The following is a 15,729-nucleotide window of genomic DNA, read 5'->3' as shown; positions in this document are numbered from 1 at the left end:
TAGCGAATTACAAACCCACGTAGAGCCTTGTATTTACTAGATATTCTGGCGCGGCAGGAGGGGCTCGAACCCCCGACCCCGGGCTTAGAAGGCCCGTGCTCTATCCAGCTGAGCTACTGCCGCGCAGTCGTTGACACCCGGCAAGAGATCCGGGCGGCGCATTTTACCTTGTTGCGGGAAACTTTGCGGCGGCTCCTTGCTCCTACGCCGGCGCCCCTACTCTTCCTCGATGTCCGCGTGCGTCGACACCCACAGCACGATTGCGTCTTCCGGGCTCAGGCTGATGACGCGGTGGCCCATGCGGCTGTCTATATAGAAGCTTTCGCCGGATTTCAGACGGGCCGGCTCGTAGAACTCGGTGAAAAGCTGGACTTCGCCTTCCAGCACGTAGACGAATTCCTCGCCGCCGTGGCGGCTCCAGTCCTGGAATTCGTCGAACGAGCGCGCCTTGACGCGGGTGTGGAACGGCATCATGCGCTTGTGCGACAGGGCCGTGCACAGCAGGCGGTGGTCGTAGTACGGGGTTTCGTATTGGCGGCCCTCGCCCTGGCGGCTGAGGCTGCGGCGGCCGGTGCCCATGTGGGCGTCGGACGCGGTGAACAGTTCGGCCACGTCCAGTTCCAGGCCCGCGGCGATCTTGATCAGGTTGTCATAGGTGGGCGACAGCAGGCTGTTTTCTATCTTGGACAGCGTGGACGCGGCGACGCCGGTGGCCGCCGCCGCCTGCTTCAGTGTCCAGTCACGCGCCTGGCGCAGGGCTCGCAGCCGTTGTGCCAATGCGCTTTGTTTGTTGCCTTGCATCCTGTGTACCTTGTCATGCCCGCGTAGTGCGCTCCCGCCACCAGTCGCGCGCCTGGTAAGACCAATAAGTCAGTTGAACCGCCGCCGTGCCCAGGCCGCCGCCGTTCCAGGCCAGGCCGAAGGGTGCGAACAGTTTGTAGCGCTGCGTGTCGCCGGTGATCCCTTCGGCCACGACGCGTCCGCCGATCGAGGTGGTGTTCATGCCGTGCCCGCCGAACGCCGTGCAGTACCACACGTCCGGCGCCAGTTGGCCGATTTGCGGCATCAGGTGGCGGGCGTAGGCCATGCGCCCCGACCATGCGGTTTCAACGCGCACGCCTTTTAACTGCGGGTAAACGGACAGCAATTCGCGGCGCAAGGACTCGGCCAGATCGGGCGGGTCGTCGACACGGGTGGTGATTCTACTGCCCCAGCCGATGCGCCCGCCATCGAGCACGCGGTAATAGTTGCCGGCGCGCCGATCGTCGCCGATGGCGGCGGTGCTACGGATGGCTTCCTTGACACGGTCGCCCAGCGGTTCGGTCAGCATGATGTAGGTGGCAATCGGCAACATGGCGCGCCGCAGCGCCGGCACGACATCGCCCGTGTAGCCGCCGGTGGCCAACACCACGGCGCGCGCATCGACCTGGCCTTGCGCCGTCTTCAGGTGTTTGACCGCACCTTCCAGTGCCAAACCGGTGACCGCGGAATCTTCATGGATGCGCACGCCCAGGCGCTGGCATTCTCGGGCCAGCGCGCGCGCGTAATTGAGCGGATGGAAGTGGAACGAAGACGGGTCTTCAATGCCCTGGTGATAGACGTCGGACACCAGCCGTTCGCGCACCTGCTCGCGCGTCAGAAAACGCACGTCGCGGCCGAAGTCACGGCGCTGCGCCTCGCACCACTGCTGGAGCGCATCGGTGGCTTCGTAGCGCACCACGCGCAGGCGGCCGTCGACCTTGTGCGCGTCGGCGATGGCCAGCGTACGGATGTTGTCGCGGATGATCTCCACGCCTTCCATCGACAGCCGATACAGCTGCCGGTAATGGTCTTCGTCCACATGGCGCTTGATGGCGTCAGCGCCAGCCGAGAACGCGGGCGACACCGAGCCGCCGTTGCGGCCCGACGCGCCCCAGGCAATGCGCCGCCCTTCAAGCAACGTAACGCTGCGCCCACGCCGGGCCAGTTCCAGCGCGGTGGACAAGCCGGCCAAGCCGCCGCCCACCACGCAGACGTCGGTGCTGGCCACGCCGGCCAGCGGCGCGTAGCGCGTATCGCTGCCGGACAGGGTGCGCTTGTAATAGGTGTCGATGTACTCGGAGGCCATGCCGGTGGGGTCCGTGTCAGTGCAGGCTTGCGCCTTGCAGGCCGCCCGTCAGGCGCTTTTCCAGCCAGTTGGCCAGGCGCAGCAACGGGTAGCAGTAGATGAAGTAGATGGCGGCGATCAGGCCGTAGATGAATAGCGATTTGGCTGGAAAGGTGATGATGAAGACCTCGCCCTGGCGCGTCAGTTCGGTGATGCCGACCACCGACAGGATGGCGGTGCTTTTGATCAGCATGACGTAGACGCCGCTCATCGGTTGCACGATCAGGCGCATGGCCTGGGGCAACACCACCAGCCGCAGGATTTGCAGGGGCCGCAGGCCCAGCGTCATCGCGCCTTCGGTCTGGCCGCGCGGCACGGACTGGATGGCGCCCATGACGATTTCGGCAACATAGCAGGACGTATACACCGACAGCGACACGAAAGCGGCGGTGCCGGAATCCCAATGCAGTAGCTCGATGCCGGAGCTGGGCAGCACGAAGTAGAAGATGTAGAGCTGCACCAGGAACGGCGTGCCGCGCAGAACGTGGATGTACAGCCCAAGCAGCTGATGGATAACACGTATGTGATAGCTTCGGATCACACCAATCACAAAGCCCAGCAATGACCCGGCGATGATGGCCACAAAGGATATCTTCAGCGTCTCCCAGAAGCCCTTGAGCAGGAAGGGCAGCACGACGCCGGCGGTGGACAGATAGGAATCCAGCATGCTTACCTCGCGTTCCAGGCCGGGCCGGCCAACCACAGGCTGACGCCTCGCGACAACAACAGCATCACGCCGTAGATCAGCAGATAGCCGGCGGCAATCGTCAGGAAGCTTTCGCTGGGCACGATGCGGTCACTGTTCATCTGCACGCCCGCGGCCACCAGTTCAAACACCGTGATCAGCGACAGCAACGACGTGTCCTTGATAAGAACGGCGGTCTGCCCCAGCAAGGGCGGCAGCGTATTGGCAAAGGCTTGCGGCAGCACGACGTAGCGCAGCCGCTGTTGATAATTCATGCCGCACGCCTTGGCGCCTTCGACCTGGCCACGCGGCACGGACTCGATGCCCACGCGGATGATCTCGCTCATGTAGGCGGCGTGATGCAGCGTCATGGCCAGGATGCCCAGGATCATTTCGCTCCAGCGCCCGGCGCCCGGTATCAGCATGGGCACCGCGTAATAGACCAGGTAGATCTGCACCAGCAAGGGAGTGGACCGGATGAACTGCACGTAGGCGGCTACCGGCCGCCACACGGCGGCGCGGCGCGACATGTGCAGCAAGGCCAGCGGCACGCCGGCCAACACCGACAGCACCAGGCTGGCGCCCGCCGCGATCAGCGTGTTGCCCAGGCCCCTGGCGAATTCGCCCGTGTACTGGCTGACGATGCGCCAGTTGTAATAGTCAGTCAACCAGTCCATGGGCGCTTCGGCCTCCCCTGTTGTGCCGCGCTATCGATCGGTGATCGGTGATCAGTGGTCCTTCTTCCAGTCGGTGGAATACCAGTACTTCACCTGATCGGGCAGCGTGTTGTCGGCGGTCTTCAGCGTTTGCCAGTTATCCAGCCAGAACTTCAGGCGAAAGGCGTTGGGGCCGACGGCGAAGGCCAGCGGTTCGCGCACCATCACGCCGTCCAGCACGCGCAGGTTGCCGAAGTCCACCAGGAACTGGTTGGCGGTGGACATGGACATGATGCCGGCGTCCAGACGACCGCTGGACAAGGCCTGACCGACCGGCGCGCTGCCGCCCGAGAACTCTTTCATGGTGGCCTTGGGCAACATCTTCTTGCCCACTTCGGCGTACGTGCTGGCGCCCAGCACGCCGACGTTCACGCCTGCCTTGTCCAGTTCCTCGTACGACTTGTAGGGCGAGTCCTTGGGCACGACGGCAACCGTTTCGGCGTAGAACATCGGCGCCGAAAACAGCACCTGCGCGGCGCGCTGAGGCGTGGGCGTCATGTCGGCCGCCACCATGTCGGCCTTGCCCGACAGCAGCGCTGGCAGCAAGCCCTTCCATTCGTAGTCTTGCAGCACAAGCTTGACGCCCAGGTCGTCGGCCATGCGCTTGGCCACTTCCACGGCCAGGCCGGTGCGGTTGCCCGACTTGTCCATGAAGCTCATCAGGGGCCCGGACGTCTGCACCGCCACGCGCAATTCGCCGCGCTTGATGATGTCGCCCAGCTCGTCGGCCTGCGCCGGCAGCGCCACAGTGGCCGCCGCGAACGCGACGCTGGCCACGCCCAGCCATTGTTTGATTTTCAACATTTGAATGTCCCCTAGAGGTGGATGAAACCTTGTCATTCCGGGCAAAGCGTTGTGTTGCCGCATGGCCGGCAGCGCCCGGATTTGCCGGACCGGCCTGTGCTTGGACTACAGGATCTTGTCCAGGAAGGCGCGCGTGCGCGGCTCCTTGGGATGGCAGAACACCTCGTCGGGCGTACCCGTTTCCACGATGCGGCCCGCGTCCATGAACAGCGCGCGGTCACCGACGTCGCGCGCGAAACCCATTTCATGGGTCACCACCGCCATCGTCATGCCGTCGCGCGCCAGTTGCCGCATCAATTCAAGAATGCCGCCCACCGTTTCGGGGTCCAGCGCCGAGGTGGCCTCGTCGAACAGCATCAGCTTGGGGTCCATGGCCAAGGCGCGCGCAATCGCCACGCGCTGCTGCTGGCCGCCGGACAACTGGCTGGGATAGCGCTGGCCGTAGTCGGCCATGCCGACGCGGCCCAGCAGATCAAGCGCATATTTTTCCGCGTCGGCGCGGCTGCGGCCACGCACCACGCGCTGGGGTAGCGCAACGTTGTCCAGCGCAGTACGGTGTTGGAACAGGTTGAAGTGCTGAAACACCATGCCCACTTCGGTGCGCCAGTGGTTCACGTCGGTAGCCGCGTCGGTCAGCGACACGCCGTCCACGCGGATCGTGCCGCTATCGATACTTTCCAGACCATTGAGCGTGCGCAGCAAGGTGCTTTTACCGGACCCGGACGGCCCGACGACCACCATGACCTCGCCTCGATTCAACTGGCAGTCCACGTGATCCAGCGCCAGATGCGGGGGCTGCCCGTCGCGTTGGAACGTCTTGGTGACTGCCTGGACATCAAGTAAAGCGTCTGCCACTGATGCACCTCGAAGAGGGGTTTTTCTATTGCCCGCGCCCACCGCCAACGGGCAAACGACGCTAAAGCCGGTTTAGAAAAAAAGTTTCGCAATTCACGCTGGAGTTTCGTATAGTAAATTTTTTTCCCGAATCGCCACTTAGGCATAACCCGCATAACCCCCGCATTTCCCGCATAACCCGCATAACCACTTAGCGAAGCATTGATTTCGCTGGCACTCCAAGGAACCGGCATGGACACCCCTCAAACCATCCTGCAAGCGCTCGGCCTTTCCGCCGACGCCCTTACCGGCGGCACCCTGACCGCGCGCAGCCCGATCGACGGCGCTGAGCTGGCCCGGGTGCACGAACACACGGTGGCCCAGGCCCATTCCGCCATCACGCGTGCACGCCAGGCCAGCCTGGCCTGGCGCGACGTGCCCGCCCCCCGCCGCGGCGAACTGATCCGCCTGCTGGGTGAAACGCTGCGCCAGAACAAAACCGCACTGGGCCGCCTGGTCAGCCTGGAGGCCGGCAAGATCCTGGCCGAAGGCGAAGGCGAAGTGCAGGAAATGATCGACATCTGCGACTTCGCCGTCGGCCTGTCGCGCCAGTTGTACGGCTTGACCATCGCGTCCGAACGCCCCGGCCACCGCATGATGGAAACCTGGCACCCGCTGGGCGTCATCGGCGTCATCAGCGCCTTCAACTTCCCCGTTGCCGTCTGGTCCTGGAACGCCGCGCTGGCCATCGTCTGCGGCAACGCCGTGGTCTGGAAGCCGTCTGAAAAAACGCCCTTGACCGCCCTGGCCTGCCAAGCCCTGTTCGCGCAAGCCATGCAACGTTTTGGCGACGCCCCCGCCGGCTTGTCCGAAGTGCTGATCGGTGGCCGCGAAGTTGGCGAAGCGCTGGTCGATTCGCACGCCGTCGCGCTGGTTTCCGCCACCGGCTCGACCCGCATGGGCCGCCAGGTCGGCCCGCGCGTTGCCCAACGCTTCGGCCGCGTGCTGCTGGAACTGGGCGGCAACAACGCCATCATCGTCGGCCCCACTGCCGACCTGGACATGGCCGCGCGCGGCATCGTCTTTGGCGCCATCGGCACCGCCGGCCAGCGCTGCACCACCACCCGCCGCCTGATCGTGCACGAAAGCGTGGCCGACGCCCTGGTCCAACGCCTGCACAAAGCCTACGCCAGCGCCACCATCGGTAACCCGCTGGACGCTGGCAACCTGGTCGGCCCGCTGATCGACCGCGGCTCGTTCGACGCCATGCAAGATGCCCTGCGCGCTGCGCGTGAACAAGGCGGCAAGGTCACCGGCGGCGAACGCGTGCTGGAAAAGGACTATCCCAACGCCTGGTACGTGCGCCCCGCCATCGCCGAAATGCCTGGCCAGACCGACGTCGTCTGCCACGAGACCTTCGCGCCGATCCTGTACGTGATGCGCTACAAGGAATTTTCCGACGCGCTTGCCCTGCAAAACGGCGTGCCCCAGGGCCTGTCGTCCGCCATCTTCACCAATGACCTGCGCGAAGCTGAAACCTTCCTGTCGGCCTCCGGTTCCGACTGCGGCATTGCCAACGTCAACATCGGCACGTCCGGCGCGGAAATCGGCGGCGCCTTCGGTGGTGAAAAAGAAACGGGCGGCGGCCGCGAATCCGGTTCCGACGCCTGGCGCAACTACATGCGCCGCGCCACCAACACCATCAACTACTCGCGCAACCTGCCGCTGGCGCAAGGCATCAAGTTCGGCGAATAAACCCGCCCCCGCGTGATTTGATGCACAAGGCCCCGCGCGTTGTCCGCAACGCGCGGGGCCTTATTGCATGGGCCATGTCTGCCCGCGACACGCCGCGTAACGCCTGTTTATTACACCTCCTACATCCGATAAGCCTGCCTTACAAACAGTTGCGGCGCGCGATGCTACATTGCCTCGTCACAAGAACAACACACGCAACCATGCCCTTACGCCGTCTTGCTCATCGCCGTTTCGCCCTGCGCGCCCTGACCGCCGCCGTTGCCCTTGGCGCCGCCGGCTCTGCCGCCGCGGGCGTGTCGTACCGCCTGGACCGCCCCTCGGCCGCGCCCGGCGAAACCGTCACCATCGAAGCTGTGTTCTTCAACGAAGGCAGCGCGCGCGCCAATTGGGAAGCCCCGCCGGAACTGGTTCTGCAATGGCGCAGCCAAGACGGCCAGATTGTCCGCAGCCTGGCCAAACTGGCCGGCGACCGTGCCAGCTACAGCGTGCCCGTCAACAACTTTGCGCGCATGGCGTGGACCGCCGTCGTGCCCAGCACCGCCCACGGCCTGCAAGCAGTCTCCATTGAAGGCCAACCTTCCATGATGGCGCTGGACGCGACCGGCCGCGACGCCGGCACCGTCGCCAGCCGCCCCGCCCAAGGCCCCGTCGTTGACGCGCGCAGCGGCGAACCCGTACCGGTTGCCGCCGTGACTGCCGTGGGCGCCTCGCCCGAAGGCGGCCCCGCGCCCGACGCCGCCGTCATGCCCAGCGTGCAGCCGCAAACGGCGTTCGACCGCTTCCGCAGTTCCATCTCGGAATACAAGCCCGTCTACTTCGACATCGGCACGCGCGGCCAAACCACCGCCCGCTTCCAGATCAGCGCCAAGTACCGCCTGTTCAGCCCCGCCGGCGACCAACCGGCCACCTGGGGCCAAAACTTCTACCTGGCCTACACCCAGACCTCGCTGTGGGACTTGCAAAGCGATTCGATGCCCTTCATCGACACCACGTTCAACCCCAGCGCCTTCTGGCTGTCGGACAACATCTGGCAGTCCGCCAACCAGAACTGGCGCTTCGGCATGAACACCGGGGTCGAGCACAGCTCGAACGGCAAGGACGGCGACGACTCGCGTTCGGTCAACGACGGCTACATCGAACCGCGCTTTCACTATCGCTTTGATGGCGGCAGCACGCTGACCTTCGCCCCCAAGGTCAAGGCCTACTTCGGCGTGGCCGACGAAAACCGCGACTACGCCGACTACGCCGGCCGCGTCGACTGGCAGCTGCGTTGGGCGCAAGACAACGGCGCGGTGGTCTCCGCCATGTACCGCCAAGGCGACCAGAAGCGCCGCACGACTCAGCTGGATTTCGCGTGGCCGCTGCAACGCACGTGGTTGAATATGAACGGGTATCTGCACTTGCAGTATTTCAACGGGTACGGCGAAACGCTGCTGGGCTACAACCAGCGCAACGAATCGCAGTTCCGGGTGGGCTTGTCGCTGGTGCCGTAATGCGCGGGCATCGCGGGCAACAGCCCGCGACAGCCCGCAATCACCTCGCAATCACCTCGCAATCACCCCGCAATCACCCTACGTTCGTTGATTCATACACCAGCGTCGCCAGCGTCAGGTCCTCAAGCGCGCTGCCCACGGCCTTGAACACGGTGATTTCCTGATCGTTGCGCCGACCCTGGCGGGCGCCGGTCGTCAGCTGGTGCAGGTCGCCATGGATCGCCTCGCGGGTCAGCACGCCGGCCTCGAATGCCGACAGCAGGTCGCCGGATTTGGTGGGGGCCTCGTCGGTATCGACGTACACCGACGTGCCATCAAAGCACGCCGTATCCGTCTCGCGCATCTGGGGCGTGAAACTGCCGATCAGGTCCAGGTGCGCGCCCGGGCGCAACCAGGCGCCCTGGATCAGCGGCACGGTAGACAGGGTGGCGCAACTGATGATGTCGGCCTCGCGCACGGCGGATTCCAGGTCGGACGTGGCCTGGGCGTCAAAACCCTGTACGCGCAGCGTTTCGGCCAGCGCATCGGCGCCGGCCTGGCGCACATTCCACACCAACACACGCTGAATCGGGCGCACCGTACGCATCGCTTGCGCGAGCAGGCCGGCGATGCGGCCCGAGCCCACGATCAGCAGCGTGCTCGCCTCCTTGCGCGCCAGATAGTCGGCGCCCAGCGCGGCCGCGCCGGCGGTGCGGTAGACGGTGACGATATCGCCGTCCACCTGCGCGATCGGCACGCCGGTCGTGGCGCTGTACAGGTTATAGGTGGCGTGCAGGCCGGGCAGGCCCTGGTGCGTGTTCTCGGGAAAGATGTTGATGATCTTCACGCCGAAGTAACCCCGGTCGCTCCAGGCCGGCATGATCAGCGTGGTGCCCTGGGCATCGCCCGACCGGATGGCGTGCACGTGGCGCGTGGGCACGGTGGCGCCTTGGCGGAAGGCTTCCCGCAGGGCGGGGATGACGGCGTCGAATGACAGGGCGCCGCGAGTCTGTTCGGTGTCGATAAAGCGCATGGGAGGGGTGCCGGAAAAGGGTCAATCAATCAAAGGGCCGAAGGCAGTCTAGCAGCGCGGTCCTCGGGTGTGATGATCGAGGGCCGGATTGTCGAGATCCCGCACTCACGCGGGGAGCTTTTGGTGCACCTGCCTCCACTCCGGGTTGAACCTTCACCATCCATTGCCACTGGCATTCCTGGATGAGCCCCAGCCCTCCATTGAAGGCATTCCCTGGCGCAGCTATCCCTGGTCTCCAAAAAAATTGCCTGCGATAACGCAGGCAATTTTCAACTGGGCTTAGGCCACGTCCGGCACGGGTAGCGGATCACCCGCGCCTGTGCGTTCGGTGATCAGCTTGTAGTGCTGCGGGCTGCGATGTTTAGCGAAATTGAAGACGTGTTCGCGGAAGGTCTGGCCCATGGCCAGATCGATCTTCGCGGTAATCACCTCGTCTTCCTCGCCGCTGGAACGCGCCACGATCTCGCCGGACGGCGCCACGATCATCGAACTGCCAATCATGTGGTGGCCGTCTTCATGGCCGCACTTGCCGGCAGCGCCGACCCACACCGCGTTCTGATAGGCGCTGGCCTGCAACACGATCTCGTGCGTGGTAGTGCGCCAGTGCGCCGGTTCGTTCCAATGGATGTTCAGCGACGGCGTGTTGTAGCCCAGCACAATCAGCTCGGCGCTTTGCAGCGACATCACGCGGTACGTCTCGGGCCAGCGTCGGTCATTGCACAGGCACATGCCGATCTTGACGTCGTTGGTCTCCCACACGCCAAAGCCCAGGTCGCCGACTTCAAAGAACTTCTTTTCCAGATGCTGGAACGGTGCATCAACCTTGTGGTCGGAATGCCCCGGCAGATGGATCTTGCGGTACTTGCCGATGATCTTGGCTGTACGGTCAACCAAGATGGCCGTGTTGAACTGGCGGCCTTCCGGCGTCACTTCCGCATAGCCCAGGTAAAACCCGATGCCCAGCTCGCGCGCGGTGTCGAACAGCGGCTGCACATCGGCATTGGGCATGGACTTTTCAAAGAAGCGGTCCACGGCTTCGGCGTCTTCCATCCAGTAGCGCGGAAAGAAGGTCGTCAGGGCGAGTTCCGGAAACACGACAAATTCCGCCTTGCGACCAGCGGCCTCGCGCATCATCTCGACCAGGCGGCGCACAACCACCGCGCGGGTGTCGGCAAGGTTCACGGCGCCCATCTGGGCGACTGCCAGGCCCATTTTGCGGGCGGGGGATGCGTTACTCACGATGTCAATCTCCAGGGGTTCGTTTCGAATGGGGTTCGAGTGCCGGGGGGGGGTGGCAGATGGCGGCGGTGAATGGCGCGCGCGACCGTAGGAAAGAAGCATGCATGCCTTCGCGACTTTGCGATACCGTGAGCAGTTGGGTTGCGGCGGGCGGTGGCCAGGGCTGGGATTGTGGCCAAAGCGCTGATTAGATTGAAGATTCAGCACGCGGACGGTGTTGGCGGACGGCCGAGGCATAACCCTGGATCATGGACGCCATGCAAACTTTTATATCGGGTTTCCCCGCAGTGCCGGGCGTGCCGCGCTTCGCCCATCCTACAAAGTACCGTCGCGTCAGGTGCCGAGGCTAGGTCCGTCGAATCACGCCCGCAAAATGCCACCGAACCACATGCCAAAAGATGCCGCCCGCGCGGCCCGCTTTGGCGGCCCTGCACACTCTTCCACTCCCCCCCGGTCTCACAGAAGCATGCCAAGCACACCGCCCGCCCCGGCGACCGACAAGTTTGCGCGGCGCAGCTCGGGGTGGTGGCGGCCTGGTGGCGCGGGGAGTCGATAAGCCCGAGGGAATCCGAAGGCAGCCGCCGCAGGCGGCAACGAGGATGACGACGGGGCAGTCCGGAGCGAAGGCTCCGGACCGCAGTCGTTGACCCGCGCCGCCAGGACGCCGCCGCCCCGGGCGTCTAAAGAACCCAGCCTTGATCATCTCAAGAACCGCCCCCCGATCGCCCAACGCCCCTCACACCAAGCGCCTCAAGAACCCCACCTCTAGTGCCTCAATCCCTCACGCACCAAGGGCATTCCCTCCCCTCTCCCGCGCCAAGCCTCCCGTAAACTTCCCCAAAAAATCCGCCCTCGCCCCGCAACAACCCCATCATGTTTGCCGACCTGAACCATCTATCCCACCACGCCGCCTGGCGTCGTCAGTTGGAAATGCTGCTGGAATCCGCGGGTGAAGGCATCTACGGGATCGACCTGCGTGGCCGTTGCATCTTCATCAACGGCGCCGGCGCCACCTTGCTGGGCTACACCCCCGACGAAGTCGTGGGCCGCAACATGCACTACCTGATCCACCACTCCCACGCCGACCGCGCCCTGATGCCCGTGCATGACTGCCGCATCTTCCAGGCCTTTCGTGAAGGCCGTGGCGTGCGTGTGGACGACGAAGTGCTCTGGCGCCGCGACGGCTCCTGCTTTGACGCCCAGTACGCCTCGTACCCCATCCGCAATGATGGCGAAGTGGTCGGCGCCGTGGTCACGTTTTCAGACATCACCGACCGCAAACGCATCGAACGCGAACTGCATAGCACCCAGGCCCTGCTTGAACGCCGCGTGGGCGAACGCACCGCCGAACTCAGCAATGCCCACGATTCGCTGCGCCGCCTGTCATCCCACCTGTCCACCCTGCGCGAAGAAGAACGCGCCCACATTGCCCGCAACATCCATGACGATCTGGGCGCCTCATTCACCGCTCTGCAACTGGACCTGAACTGGCTGCGCCGCCAGCTTGGCGCCACCCCCGCCCTGCAATCCCACGTCGACCGCATGCTTGAGGTCACCCAGACCGCCATGGGCGCCACCCGCCGCATCCTCAGCGACCTGCGCCCCGTCGTGCTTGACCACCTGGGCCTGTGGGCCGCCCTGGAAACGCTGCTGCAAGACCTCCAGACCCGCACCGGCCTGCAATGCCGCTACCTGTGCCCGCCCGACACCGAACGCCGCCGCCTGGACCGCAATGCTGAAATCGCCGTCTACCGCATCGTCCAGGAACTGCTGACCAACGTGCAGCGCCACGCCTGCGCCCGCAGCGTCAGCGTCAACGCCGTCTGGAGCGACGACGGGCTGTTGCTGACCGTTGAAGACGACGGCATCGGCATGCAGCTGCCCGAAGCCCGCCACACCTTCGGCATCCTGGGCATGCGCGAACGCGCGCGCGGCATCGGCGGCGACCTTGCCCTGGACAGCGCCCCCGGCGCCGGCATGCGCGCCCGCCTGCGGCTCAATCCAACCTGACACTCCCATGGCCCTGAACCTGCTTATCGTCGACGACCACCTCATCATCCGGCGCGGCCTGGCCCGCATCCTGGAAGAAGACCCGCGCGTGGCCCTGGTACACGAAGCCGCCGACGCCCCCTCGGCCCTGCGCGCCCTGCGCCAGACCCGTTACGACGCCATGGTGCTGGACGTGGCGCTGGGCGAACGCGATGGCCTGGACGTCCTGAAAACCGTGCGCGCCGACTACCCCGCGCTTGGCGTCGTCATGCTGTCCGTCTACCCCGAAACCCAGTTTGCCGTGCGCGCCCTGCGCACCGGCGCGCACGCCTACCTGAACAAAGGCTGCGACCCCGACGAACTTCTGTCCGCCCTGGTCAACGCCGCCGCCGGCAAACTCTACGTCACCCCCGCCGTGGCCGAACTGCTTGCCCATACCGTGCGCCAGGACAGCACCCGCCCCCCGCACGAACAACTGTCCAACCGCGAATTCCAGGTCTTGCAACTGCTGGTCGCCGGGCGATCCGTCTCTGCCATCGGCGAACAGCTGGCGCTGTCGGTCAACACCATTTCCACCTACCGCAGCCGCATCTTTGAAAAGCTGGGCGTGCGCACCCTGGTCGAGCTGGTCGCCTACGCCAACACGCACCAGCTGGGTGCGATTTAGCCCCCCGGCGCACCAGCGCGGCGCGCCCGCGCACCGCGTAGTACACGCACTACACGCATATCGTCGAACCCGGGATACCGGCGCCACGCGCCCGGCCCCATGATGGCTCCAACCCTTCTGGCCGGAGCCATCCCATGTCCCTATTCAGCAACCCGTTCGACGCCAACAGCCGCCTTGCCTGCGGCTGCGGCCGCCACGCCTCGCAGGCCGACCACGAACGCGCCACGCAATCGGCCACGGAGGCAGCCGCCGCGCTTGGCCGCCAAGGCGCCGGCCAACTCCGCGCCAGCCACGACGACACCACGAGCAACGCCGTGGACCAAGCCGTCATGCGCGCCCTGTTTCCGCAAGACGCCTTGCGCCGCCGCTTCCTGCGCGCCGTGGGCAGCAGCACCGCCATGGCCGCCATTGCGTCGATCTTCCCGCTGGCCGCCGCCCGCGAAGCCTTCGCGCAATCCACCGGCCCGCTGGAAAAGCAGAAACTGAAAGTCGGCTTCATCCCCATCACCTGCGCCACGCCCATCATCATGGCGCACCCCATGGGGTTTTACGCCAAGCAAGGCCTGGACGTAGAAGTCGTCAAGACCGCCGGCTGGGCGCTGATTCGCGACAAAGCCATGTCCGGCGAATACGACGCCGCCCACATGTTGTCGCCCATGCCGCTGGCCATCTCGATGGGCGTGGGCGCCAGCCGCGCCGTGCCATGGACCATGCCCGCCGTTGAGAACATCAACGGCCAGGCCATCACCCTGTCCATGAAACACAAAGACCGGCGCGACCCCAAAGACTGGAAGGGCTTCAAGTTTGCCGTCCCGTTCGACTTTTCCATGCACAACTACCTGTTGCGCTACTACCTGGCCGAACACGGCCTGGACCCCGACACCGACGTGCAGATCCGTTCCGTGCCGCCCCCCGAGATGGTCGCCAACCTGCGCGCCGACAACATCGACGGCTTTCTTGCGCCCGACCCCGTCAACCAACGCGCCGTGTACGACGGCGTCGGCTTCATCCACACCCTGTCCAAAGCCATCTGGGACGGCCACCCCTGCTGCGCGTTTTCCGCCAGCAAGGAATTCGTGACGGCCATGCCCAACACCTACCAGGCCTTGCTCAAGTCCATCATCGAAGCCACCGCCTACGCTCGTGACGCCGCGCATCGCAAAGAGATCGCGTCCGACATCGCCGCCCCCAACTACCTGAACCAGCCCGTCACCGTCGTCGAACAAGTGCTGACCGGCACCTATGCCGATGGCCTGGGCAAAGTGCTGACCGACCCCAACCGCATCGACTTCGATCCCATGCCATGGCAGTCGTTTGCCGTATGGATCCTGACGCAGATGAAGCGCTGGGGCCAGGTCAAGGGCGACATCGATTACCAGAAGGTCGCGGCCGACGTCTTCCTGGCCACCGACGCCGTACGCCTGATGCGCGAAGCCGGCCTGACGCCGCCGGCGGAATCGGCCAAGACCTTCAGCGTCATGGGCAAGCCGTTTGATCCGGCGCAGCCCGAGGCCTATCTGGCCAGCTTCAAGATCCGGAGAACCTGATGCGGTCTGTGCAATATTGGCGGGCAACGTTTCTGTCCGTCGCGCTGTTCCTGGCGTTTTTGCTGCTTTGGCACGCCGCCACCCGCCCCGACACCGGCGGCGTGGCGGTGGACCCGGCTTATGCCGCGCTGGTCGGCAACGCCGCGGCCAGCGGGTCGAAGACGCCGTTTCCCGGCCCCGCCGAGGTCGGAGAAAAGCTGTGGCAACACATCAAGGACCCCTTCTACGACCGCGGCCCCAACGACAAAGGCATCGGCGTGCAGCTGGCGTATTCGGTGGCGCGCGTCTTGACCGGCTTCAGCCTGGCCGCGCTGGTGGCCATCCCGCTGGGCTTTCTGATCGGCATGTCCAAGACCGTTTACCGCGCGTTCGACCCCTTCATCCAGGTGCTCAAACCGATCTCGCCGCTGGCCTGGATGCCGCTGGCGCTCTACACCATCAAGGACGCCGACACCTCCGCCATCTTCGTCATCTTCATCTGCTCGTTGTGGCCGATGCTGGTGAACACCGCCTTCGGCGTGGGTGCGGTACGGCAGGACTGGTTGAACGTGGCGCGCACGCTGGAAGTGTCGCGCCTGCGCACCGCCTTGCAAGTCATCCTGCCCGCCGCCGCGCCCACCATCATGACCGGCATGCGCATCTCGGTCGGCATTGCGTGGCTGGTGATCGTGGCCGCCGAAATGCTGATCGGGGGCACCGGCATCGGCTACTTCGTCTGGAACGAATGGAACAACCTGTCCATCGCCAACATCATCTGCGCGATATTTTTCATCGGCCTGATCGGCATGCTGCTGGACACCGTGCTGGCACGTGCCGCGCGGCTGGTCAGCTATCGGGAATGA

At 65.0% G+C, this 15,729-nt stretch carries 14 protein-coding genes and 1 tRNA gene; 6 read left to right on the top strand and 9 right to left on the bottom strand.

The genetic code is table 11. The features are described from left to right. Positions 1-46 precede the first annotated feature (46 nt). From YH64_RS14175 to YH64_RS14145, 7 genes are all read right to left on the bottom strand, one after another. Positions 47-123 (bottom strand) — tRNA-Arg (locus YH64_RS14175). Positions 124-216: 93 nt separating this feature from the next. After that, complete coding sequence (locus YH64_RS14170) at positions 217-801, bottom strand: helix-turn-helix domain-containing protein (protein WP_046804865.1); 585 nt, start codon at positions 799-801, stop codon at positions 217-219. 13 nt (positions 802-814) lie between these two features. Continuing rightward, the gene (locus YH64_RS14165) at positions 815-2,107 is read right to left on the bottom strand and encodes an FAD-binding oxidoreductase (protein ID WP_046804864.1); all 1,293 of its coding nucleotides are present in this window, start codon (positions 2,105-2,107) and stop codon (positions 815-817) included. Positions 2,108-2,123: 16 nt separating this feature from the next. Continuing rightward, positions 2,124-2,813, bottom strand: a complete 690-nt coding sequence (locus YH64_RS14160) for an amino acid ABC transporter permease (protein WP_046804863.1) — start codon at positions 2,811-2,813, stop codon at positions 2,124-2,126. Between the two features lie 2 nt (positions 2,814-2,815). Continuing rightward, positions 2,816-3,508 carry an amino acid ABC transporter permease gene (locus YH64_RS14155; protein ID WP_046804862.1) on the bottom strand — a complete coding sequence of 231 codons (693 nt, stop codon included), beginning with the start codon at positions 3,506-3,508 and terminating at the stop codon, positions 2,816-2,818. Between the two features lie 51 nt (positions 3,509-3,559). Then, a complete protein-coding gene (locus tag YH64_RS14150) occupies positions 3,560-4,351 on the bottom strand; it encodes an ABC transporter substrate-binding protein (protein ID WP_046804861.1) in 792 nt (263 codons plus the stop codon). 105 nt (positions 4,352-4,456) lie between these two features. Beyond that, the gene (locus tag YH64_RS14145; protein ID WP_046804860.1) at positions 4,457-5,206 is read right to left on the bottom strand and encodes an amino acid ABC transporter ATP-binding protein; all 750 of its coding nucleotides are present in this window, start codon (positions 5,204-5,206) and stop codon (positions 4,457-4,459) included. Between the two features lie 231 nt (positions 5,207-5,437). On the opposite strand from YH64_RS14145, the gene YH64_RS14140 reads away from it, so the two are divergent. Together YH64_RS14140 and YH64_RS14135 are read left to right on the top strand one after the other, a co-directional pair. Beyond that, the gene (locus YH64_RS14140; RefSeq protein ID WP_046804859.1) at positions 5,438-6,940 is read left to right on the top strand and encodes an aldehyde dehydrogenase family protein; all 1,503 of its coding nucleotides are present in this window, start codon (positions 5,438-5,440) and stop codon (positions 6,938-6,940) included. A 200-nt stretch (positions 6,941-7,140) separates the two neighbouring features. After that, the gene (locus YH64_RS14135; RefSeq protein ID WP_046804858.1) at positions 7,141-8,433 is read left to right on the top strand and encodes a phospholipase A; all 1,293 of its coding nucleotides are present in this window, start codon (positions 7,141-7,143) and stop codon (positions 8,431-8,433) included. A gap of 73 nt (positions 8,434-8,506) precedes the next feature. Here YH64_RS14135 and YH64_RS14130 read toward each other — a convergent pair whose 3' ends face one another. Both YH64_RS14130 and YH64_RS14125 read right to left on the bottom strand, forming a co-directional pair. After that, the gene (locus tag YH64_RS14130) at positions 8,507-9,445 is read right to left on the bottom strand and encodes an ornithine cyclodeaminase family protein (RefSeq protein WP_046804857.1); all 939 of its coding nucleotides are present in this window, start codon (positions 9,443-9,445) and stop codon (positions 8,507-8,509) included. Positions 9,446-9,724: 279 nt separating this feature from the next. Then, positions 9,725-10,657 (bottom strand): N-carbamoyl-D-amino-acid hydrolase, encoded by a 933-nt coding sequence (locus YH64_RS14125; protein WP_185975378.1) that lies wholly within the window; start codon positions 10,655-10,657, stop codon positions 9,725-9,727. Positions 10,658-11,557: 900 nt separating this feature from the next. On the opposite strand from YH64_RS14125, the gene YH64_RS14120 reads away from it, so the two are divergent. The 4 genes from YH64_RS14120 to ntrB all read left to right on the top strand — a co-directional run bounded on the left by YH64_RS14120 (position 11,558) and on the right by ntrB (position 15,729). Next, positions 11,558-12,694 carry a PAS domain-containing sensor histidine kinase gene (locus tag YH64_RS14120; RefSeq protein ID WP_143215384.1) on the top strand — a complete coding sequence of 379 codons (1,137 nt, stop codon included), beginning with the start codon at positions 11,558-11,560 and terminating at the stop codon, positions 12,692-12,694. A 7-nt stretch (positions 12,695-12,701) separates the two neighbouring features. Next, on the top strand, positions 12,702-13,340 hold the full coding sequence (locus YH64_RS14115; protein ID WP_046804855.1) for a response regulator transcription factor: 639 nt from the start codon (positions 12,702-12,704) through the stop codon (positions 13,338-13,340). 134 nt (positions 13,341-13,474) lie between these two features. Next, on the top strand, positions 13,475-14,887 hold the full coding sequence (locus YH64_RS14110; RefSeq protein WP_046804854.1) for an ABC transporter substrate-binding protein: 1,413 nt from the start codon (positions 13,475-13,477) through the stop codon (positions 14,885-14,887). Continuing rightward, positions 14,887-15,729, top strand: a complete 843-nt coding sequence (ntrB, locus tag YH64_RS14105; RefSeq protein WP_104144089.1) for a nitrate ABC transporter permease — start codon at positions 14,887-14,889, stop codon at positions 15,727-15,729. Before YH64_RS14110 ends, ntrB begins: the two co-directional genes overlap by 1 nt.

This window comes from Achromobacter sp. LC458 (genome assembly GCF_001005835.2).
Lineage (GTDB): Bacteria > Pseudomonadota > Gammaproteobacteria > Burkholderiales > Burkholderiaceae_B > Achromobacter > Achromobacter spanius_B.
The sequence above is the reverse complement of the archived record's forward strand: the minus strand, read 5'-3'. Positions and strand labels throughout refer to the sequence as shown.

Coding starts and splice junctions, on each gene's coding strand:
- YH64_RS14155 (WP_046804862.1), bottom strand. CDS start 3,508: ATGGACTGGTTGACTGACTATTACAACTGGCGCATCGTCAGCCAGTAC.
- YH64_RS14120 (WP_143215384.1), top strand. CDS start 11,558: ATGTTTGCCGACCTGAACCATCTATCCCACCACGCCGCCTGGCGTCGT.
- YH64_RS14115 (WP_046804855.1), top strand. CDS start 12,702: ATGGCCCTGAACCTGCTTATCGTCGACGACCACCTCATCATCCGGCGC.
- YH64_RS14150 (WP_046804861.1), bottom strand. CDS start 4,351: ATGTTGAAAATCAAACAATGGCTGGGCGTGGCCAGCGTCGCGTTCGCG.
- YH64_RS14110 (WP_046804854.1), top strand. CDS start 13,475: ATGTCCCTATTCAGCAACCCGTTCGACGCCAACAGCCGCCTTGCCTGC.
- YH64_RS14165 (WP_046804864.1), bottom strand. CDS start 2,107: ATGGCCTCCGAGTACATCGACACCTATTACAAGCGCACCCTGTCCGGC.
- YH64_RS14170 (WP_046804865.1), bottom strand. CDS start 801: ATGCAAGGCAACAAACAAAGCGCATTGGCACAACGGCTGCGAGCCCTG.
- YH64_RS14160 (WP_046804863.1), bottom strand. CDS start 2,813: ATGCTGGATTCCTATCTGTCCACCGCCGGCGTCGTGCTGCCCTTCCTG.
- YH64_RS14130 (WP_046804857.1), bottom strand. CDS start 9,445: ATGCGCTTTATCGACACCGAACAGACTCGCGGCGCCCTGTCATTCGAC.
- YH64_RS14135 (WP_046804858.1), top strand. CDS start 7,141: ATGCCCTTACGCCGTCTTGCTCATCGCCGTTTCGCCCTGCGCGCCCTG.
- YH64_RS14125 (WP_185975378.1), bottom strand. CDS start 10,657: ATGGGCCTGGCAGTCGCCCAGATGGGCGCCGTGAACCTTGCCGACACC.
- YH64_RS14140 (WP_046804859.1), top strand. CDS start 5,438: ATGGACACCCCTCAAACCATCCTGCAAGCGCTCGGCCTTTCCGCCGAC.
- ntrB (WP_104144089.1), top strand. CDS start 14,887: ATGCGGTCTGTGCAATATTGGCGGGCAACGTTTCTGTCCGTCGCGCTG.